Source organism: Mycobacterium sp. (genome assembly GCF_049585075.1).
Lineage (GTDB): Bacteria > Actinomycetota > Actinomycetes > Mycobacteriales > Mycobacteriaceae > Mycobacterium.
This window is the reverse complement of sequence record NZ_JBAUZA010000102.1, coordinates 1-6,136: the sequence shown is the minus strand read 5'-3', so window position 1 is coordinate 6,136 and position 6,136 is coordinate 1. Positions and strand designations below refer to the sequence as shown.

General features: G+C 62.4%; 7 protein-coding genes and 1 other RNA gene. 2 read left to right on the top strand and 6 right to left on the bottom strand.

The features are described from left to right. A partial coding sequence (locus WB785_RS04720) for an SDR family oxidoreductase (RefSeq protein WP_424077530.1) occupies nucleotides 1-297 on the top strand: 297 nt, incomplete at its 5' end. Between the two features lie 364 nt (nucleotides 298-661). Next, nucleotides 662-1,729, top strand: a complete 1,068-nt coding sequence (locus WB785_RS04715) for a tyrosine-type recombinase/integrase (RefSeq protein WP_424077529.1) — start codon at nucleotides 662-664, stop codon at nucleotides 1,727-1,729. Nucleotides 1,730-1,754: 25 nt separating this feature from the next. On the opposite strand, the gene ssrA is transcribed toward WB785_RS04715, so the two are convergent. The 6 genes from ssrA to ftsE all read right to left on the bottom strand — a co-directional run bounded on the left by ssrA (nucleotide 1,755) and on the right by ftsE (nucleotide 6,004). Further along, nucleotides 1,755-2,122: a transfer-messenger RNA gene (ssrA, locus tag WB785_RS04710) on the bottom strand. A 91-nt stretch (nucleotides 2,123-2,213) separates the two neighbouring features. Next, nucleotides 2,214-3,059 carry a maleylpyruvate isomerase family mycothiol-dependent enzyme gene (locus WB785_RS04705; RefSeq protein ID WP_424077528.1) on the bottom strand — a complete coding sequence of 282 codons (846 nt, stop codon included), beginning with the start codon at nucleotides 3,057-3,059 and terminating at the stop codon, nucleotides 2,214-2,216. A 22-nt stretch (nucleotides 3,060-3,081) separates the two neighbouring features. Further along, entirely contained in the window at nucleotides 3,082-3,930 is an 849-nt protein-coding gene (locus WB785_RS04700; protein WP_424077527.1) for an EamA family transporter, read from the bottom strand. Further along, nucleotides 3,927-4,418: an SsrA-binding protein SmpB gene (smpB, locus tag WB785_RS04695; RefSeq protein ID WP_424077526.1), complete on the bottom strand. Its 492-nt coding sequence runs from the start codon at nucleotides 4,416-4,418 to the stop codon at nucleotides 3,927-3,929. Before smpB ends, WB785_RS04700 begins: the two co-directional genes overlap by 4 nt. Nucleotides 4,419-4,420: 2 nt before the next feature. After that, complete coding sequence (gene ftsX / locus WB785_RS04690; protein ID WP_424077525.1) at nucleotides 4,421-5,314, bottom strand: permease-like cell division protein FtsX; 894 nt, start codon at nucleotides 5,312-5,314, stop codon at nucleotides 4,421-4,423. Next, a complete protein-coding gene (gene ftsE, locus WB785_RS04685) occupies nucleotides 5,315-6,004 on the bottom strand; it encodes a cell division ATP-binding protein FtsE (protein ID WP_424077531.1) in 690 nt (229 codons plus the stop codon). Nucleotides 6,005-6,136: the final 132 nt, after the last annotated feature.

Below are 6,136 nucleotides of genomic sequence, written 5' to 3'. Positions count from 1 at the left end.
ATCTGGTACAGCAAGGCGCTTGCCGCCCAGTTCGGATCCTTAGGCGCTCGGGTGCTATCGGTCTCACCAGGATCGTTTGACACTGACATGGGCAAGCTCGAAGCTGACGTTGGCGCGGGAGCGCTGGCTCAGATCGGTGCCCTCAAGCGTTTCGGCCGACCCGGCGAAATCGCCGAACTTCTAGCGTTCTGTGCCAGTGATAGGGCCGGATATCTCACCGGCACGGACATCATCTGCGACGGCGGCGTCATGGCCGCCATGACATTGGCCAACAAGCTCCAGATCGCGCGGCAATAACATGTCTCAAGTAAACCGGGCGGACTGATCCGCGGGGAAAGTTCCTCGCAGGTGTACACCAAAACGGTGGTTTTGCAATACGCAGAACGGGGTCGCCTAATTGAGTGTAACGGCGTTGTCGCTGATTGTGACAGCCTTGATCGTCGCCGGAAACCAGCGACTGTGGCCTCGCGCGGTGGGAATCCAGTCTGCCATCAACCCGTCAGCGATCGCCTGAAATGTCCGTCCGTCGGCGCGCTCCGCAAGGATCCGCTGGGTGACCTCCAACGGAAGGGCTGGCGCTGCTCCCAGTCGCTCACCACGGGCACGGCAACTAATGGCGACGATTGAGAGATACCAAACTTCAACCGGGGCAACTCGTTACATGGTTCACTATCGGACACCACAGCACACACAAACTAAGAAGCGCGGATTCACCACCAAACGTGCCGCAGAAGCGTTCGCCAACACGGTCGAAGTCGAGAAGCTCACCGGCAATTACGTCGCGCCGTCGCTGGGTCAGGTCACCATCGGCGAGTTGGGTAAGGAATGGCTTGCCCGCCAGGCGCACCACAAGGCCAGTTGGTCAGCGCGGCTGGAATCAGTCTGGCGGGTGCACGTCGAACCGCAGTGGGGTCGCCGTCGCATCGCTGACATTCGGCCAACCGAGGTCCAAAAGTGGGTTGCCGAAATGAAACTCTCGCCGTCCTCGGTGGCGCACGCGCAAACCGTCCTGGCGGGCATTCTCGATGACGCGGTCGCTGACCGGCGCTTGGCTACCAACCCGGCCCGTGGCGTGAAGCTGCCCCGCAAGACGACGAGCAAGGCGCGCAGCTTCTTGACTGCCGCTCAGGTGCATTCGTTAGCCGACGAATCAAAGCATCCCGACATCGTTTGGTTGCTGGCGACGACAGGACTGCGGTGGGGCGAAATGGCAGCGTTGCGGGTCCGCGACATCGATCTCGGTCGTGGCCGCATACGTGTGGAGCGGTCAGCGTCCAAGGTCAACGCCAAGACGATCATCGGCACCACCAAGACGCACACGGCCCGCTCCGTCGCGGTGTCTGCGTCGGTGCTCAAGCTGCTCGCCCCGGCGATGGTCGGCAAGGCTCCCGACGAACTGTTGTGGTGCCGGGGCGATGGGCAGCCATTGTGGCCCCCAACGACGACGCACTGGTTTGGTGCCGCGGTCAAACGATGCCAGGCGGCGGATAAGAAGTTCCCTCGGGTCACCGTCCATGAACTGAGGTACACAGCAGCGTCATTGATGATCGCCTCAGGTGCAAACGTCAAGACCGTGCAGTCCCACCTCGGGCACAAAACGGCGACGATGACGCTCGATCAGTACGGGCACCTGTTTCCTGATGACCTTGACGACGTGGCCGACAAAATGGACGACCTTGTTTCAGGATGTGCCCAAAATGTGCCCAAAAAGGAAGAAGGTCAGGGCTAAAATATGCCCTGACCTGCTCCTTCTCTTGTGGAGCTGCCGGGAATCGAACCCGGGTCCTACGGCATTCCCTCAAGGCTTCTCCGTGCGCAGTTCGCTATGCCTCTACTCGGATCTCCCGGTCACGCGAACTAGCCGAGATGACGATCCCAGTCGCTGTGAGTGTCCCGATGAGTCCCGCGACCGAACTCATCGGTTGATCCCTCTAGCTGACGCCAGGGTCCGGGCCGAGGGCGTTCCCGGTCTGACGGACTAGCTGTCGCTTAGGCAGCGAGAGCGTAGTCGCGCTGTGTTGACACGGCGCTTATATGGTTGCAACGACGCTTACGGTGGTCTCTTGCCTGCACCGGCACGCTTCCCTTGATTCGATGCGCGAAGTCGAAACCGTTCAGCCCCTCGCATCCCCGCCGAATTTCGGCAGGACAATCCATTTTACGCGATTTGCAACGACGAGCCAGCCAATAACAGTCCCGCCGCGATCAGTGCGTCAGATCGTGTAGTTGAGGTGGTCGACAATGCGCGCGCCGACTTCTTGGTCACCGCCGAGCTCGACGCCGCCGGCACCAGTGTCCGCTCGGCCGCCGGCCAGCCGGGTAAACAGCACGCCGTCCAGTTGGATGGTGACCGTCGGCTCCTGGGCACCGAAGTCGTCCACTACCCGCGCGCGACCGTCGACCAGGACCCGGATGGTGCGCGCAAGCGGACCGGTCAGCTCGATAGCGACCCTCGACCCGTCGGGCGCCTTCCCGCGTTTGCCGACTACGAAGCCCATGGTGGTGACCATCTCGTCGATCACCAGCCGCCCCGCCGGACCAGCCAGCTCCGCTTCCGAGGCCGGTTGATTCAGCCCGTCGCGGATGTCCTGTTCATGCATCCAGCAATCGAAGACCCGCACCCGCATGAACCGTCCATAACTGTCCGGGCCGACCGGGGTTATAGTCGGCGCGTTCCAATCGTCAACGGACATGTCGGTCAAGCTTTTACGGCGATCGTCGGTCACCGAGCGGAACCGCTGCTGCAAATCAATGCCGGACTCGCCGCTCAGATGACGGACCCAGCACTCGTTGGCCACGCCGACGTCATTGCGCACGTGGGCCAACGTTGAGACATCACCGTCGGCTTCCGGTGTAGGGATTCCGTGCAGCGCAGACTCGGTGCCGATGATGTGGGCGACCACATCGTGCACGCACCAACCGGGCAACGGCGTCGGTGTCTGCCACTGCTGCTCCGACAACCCGGTGAGCAATCGATCCAGGCTGTCCCAGGTGCCAAACAGACCCGACAACACGTCGGACTTATCGAGTTCGGTGGCTGGACGCGCGGGGCTGCTCATGCCGCCTGATGTTAGACCGACGTCAGACTGCGGCGATCATGCTCACCGATACCGCCGCGAGAAGCATGCCGAGCGCCTGCCAGCGGGTCACCCGCTCACGCAGCACGATGATGGCCAAGATGACCGTCGTCGCCGGGTACAGCGAGATCAAGATGCTGGCCAACGACAGCATCCATTTTTGAATGGCCAACAGCATGGTGATATTCGCGCAGGTGTCCAGCAGCGCCGCGGCGACCGCCAGCCGCAGCGGCGTCCTGGACGGAAGCTGAAGGTTGTTGCTCATCGCCGCGACCGCGAACACCAGCACGGTGGCCGCCGCCCGGGCAAAAAACAGCGGCCATAACCGGCACTCCGCCGGAGCCTGGTGCAGCAGTACAAAGTCCAACCCGAAGGCCATCCCGGAGCCGACCGTCAGCCAGGCCACTTTGCTGGTGAACCGATGGGTCCGAACATCCTCGTCGGCGGGCGACTCCCGGCTCACCAAGATCACCGCGAACATCGCCAGCACCACGCCTACCGAGGCGGTCTCCCCCGGTCGCTCGCCCAGCGCGACACCGACGGCGACGGGGACCGCCGCGTTGAGTACGGCCGCCAGCGGTGAGACAACCGAGATCGGACCAGCACTCACCGCCGCATAGAACCAATACACTCCGATGGCCTGGCTGATCCCGTACAGCGAGCCCCACACCAGGGCCCCGGGGCGGACCGGTCCACCGGCGGTGGCGGCCAGCACACCAAGCAACACCGTCGCGACCGGATAGGTCACCACCATGACGCGGAGCGCAGCCACCCGCCGGGAAGCCACACCCCCGACGAAGTCACTGACGCCGTAGCTGACCGCGGACAGCTGGGCGTATGCGGCGCCGATCAATCGATGCCCTTGGCTCGCCTACCTAATGCACGAACCACTTCCCGCTGAGCGTCGCGGCGTGCCATGTCCTGACGCTTGTCGTGCGCGCGCTTACCGCGCGCTAAAGCCAGCTCCACCTTGACTTTTCCTTCGGAGAAATAGAGGGCCAACGGGACCAGCGCGAGGTTACCATCACGTATCTTGCCGATGAGTACATCGATTTGGCGCCTGTGGAGCAACAGTTTTCGCGTGCGACGTGGCTCGTGGTTGGTCCAGCTGCCGTGGTGATACTCCGGAATATGCAGGTTGCGCAACCAAACTTCGCCATCGTCAACAGTTGCATAAGCATCGGCCAACGAGGCCTTGCCGTCCCTGAGGCTTTTTACTTCAGTGCCGAGTAAAACCACCCCGGCCTCGAACACTTCCAGAATCGAGTAGTTGTGCCGGGCCTTGCGGTTGCTGGCCAGGACCTGTCTTCCTGACTGAGATTTGCCCGGCTTTTTGGCCACGGCTACCGCCGCACGTACAGACGCAACGTCGCGTACGCGATAACCCCGGACACCGCGACACCCACCAACAGCAGTAGCGGCGAAATATAAAGGATGTCAGCGTAATCGACCGGTGCGATCAGATGCGCTTGATAAAACTGGCGCAGCGCGTTGTCCAGGAACAGCGCTCGCACCACGATCAGCCCGACAATGGCGATGATGACGCCCACGGTGGCCGCCACCATGGCTTCGACCAGGAAGGGCAGCTGGGTATACCAGCGGGTCGCGCCGACCAAGCGCATGATGCCGACCTCGGTGCGACGCGTGTAGGCCGCGACCTGAACCATATTGGCGATCAACAAACCCGCCCCGATCGCCTGCACCAAGGCCACGGCGAAAGCAGCGTTGCTCAGACCGTCCAACACGGCAAACAGCCGATCGATGAGATCCTTCTGGTTGAGAATTCCGCTTACACCCGGCTGACCGCGCACCGCGTCGTCGAATTGCGAGTGCTGCTCGGGGTTGTTCAACTTGACGACGAACGACGCCGGGAACGCATCCTTGCTTGCCAGATCCTTGAACTGCGGCATCTTGTGGATAGCGTCTGCGTAGGCGTCTTCGCGGTTGAGGAATCGCACCGATTTGACGTCGTTACGCGCCTCGATCTTCTCGCGCAGCGCCTTGCATGGCGCGCTCTGGCACGACGGATCGTTGGCCGAGATGTCCTCGCTCAGGTAGACCTGCGTCTCGACCCGGTCGAGATAAATCTCGCGCGAGTGCTCGGCCAACTCCACCACCAGCAGGCCACCGCCGAACAGGCCGATCGATATTGCGGTGGTCAGAATCATCGCGACCGTCATCGTTACATTGCGACGAAGGCCGGTCAGGACCTCGTTGAACAGGAAACTGAAGCGCACTTAGCGGTCCATCCCATACACGCCGCGCTGCTCGTCTCTGACCAGCCGACCCAATGACAGCTCCACCACGCGCTGACGCATCGAGTCGACGATGTGGTGGTCGTGGGTGGCCATCAGCACGGTGGTCCCCGTGCGGTTGATCCGCTCCAACAAATCCATGATGTCGTTGCTGGTGTCCGGGTCGAGGTTGCCCGTCGGCTCATCGGCCAGCAATACCAAAGGCCGGTTCACAAACGCCCGGGCGATGGCCACCCGCTGCTGCTCGCCGCCGGACAACTCATGCGGCAACCGGGTGGCCTTTCCGGATAGCCCAACCATCTCCAGCACGTCGGGGACCACCCGATTGATCACGTCGGGGCGCTTGCCGATGACCTCCAGCGCGAACGCGACGTTCTCGAACACCGTCTTCTGCTGCAGCAGCCGGAAATCCTGGAAGACGCAGCCGAGCACCTGCCGCAGTTTCGGGATATGGCGTCCGGGCAGCGTGTTGACGTGAAACTTCGAAACCCTGACATCACCGTTGGTCGGCGTCTCCGCCCCGAGCAGCAACCGCATGAACGTCGATTTGCCGGAGCCGGACGGGCCGATCAGGAAGACGAACTCACCCTTGTCGATCTTCACGTTGATGTTGTCCAGCGCTGGGCGTGCCGACGACTTGTACTGCTTAGTGACATGGTCGAGGGTGATCATCACGGCTCGCCAGTGTAACGGTCAGTTTCGCTAACGTTCGCCAGCCGGGCTGTTAGGGCGCCGGACACCGATGCGCCCGCAGTGCGGGCGCTGAGAAGCCGGGCCATCAGGGCAAGCCGGGCAGTAGCGGTG

Coding starts and splice junctions, on each gene's coding strand:
- ftsE (WP_424077531.1), bottom strand. CDS start 6,004: ATGATCACCCTCGACCATGTCACTAAGCAGTACAAGTCGTCGGCACGC.
- WB785_RS04705 (WP_424077528.1), bottom strand. CDS start 3,059: ATGAGCAGCCCCGCGCGTCCAGCCACCGAACTCGATAAGTCCGACGTG.
- WB785_RS04715 (WP_424077529.1), top strand. CDS start 662: ATGGTTCACTATCGGACACCACAGCACACACAAACTAAGAAGCGCGGA.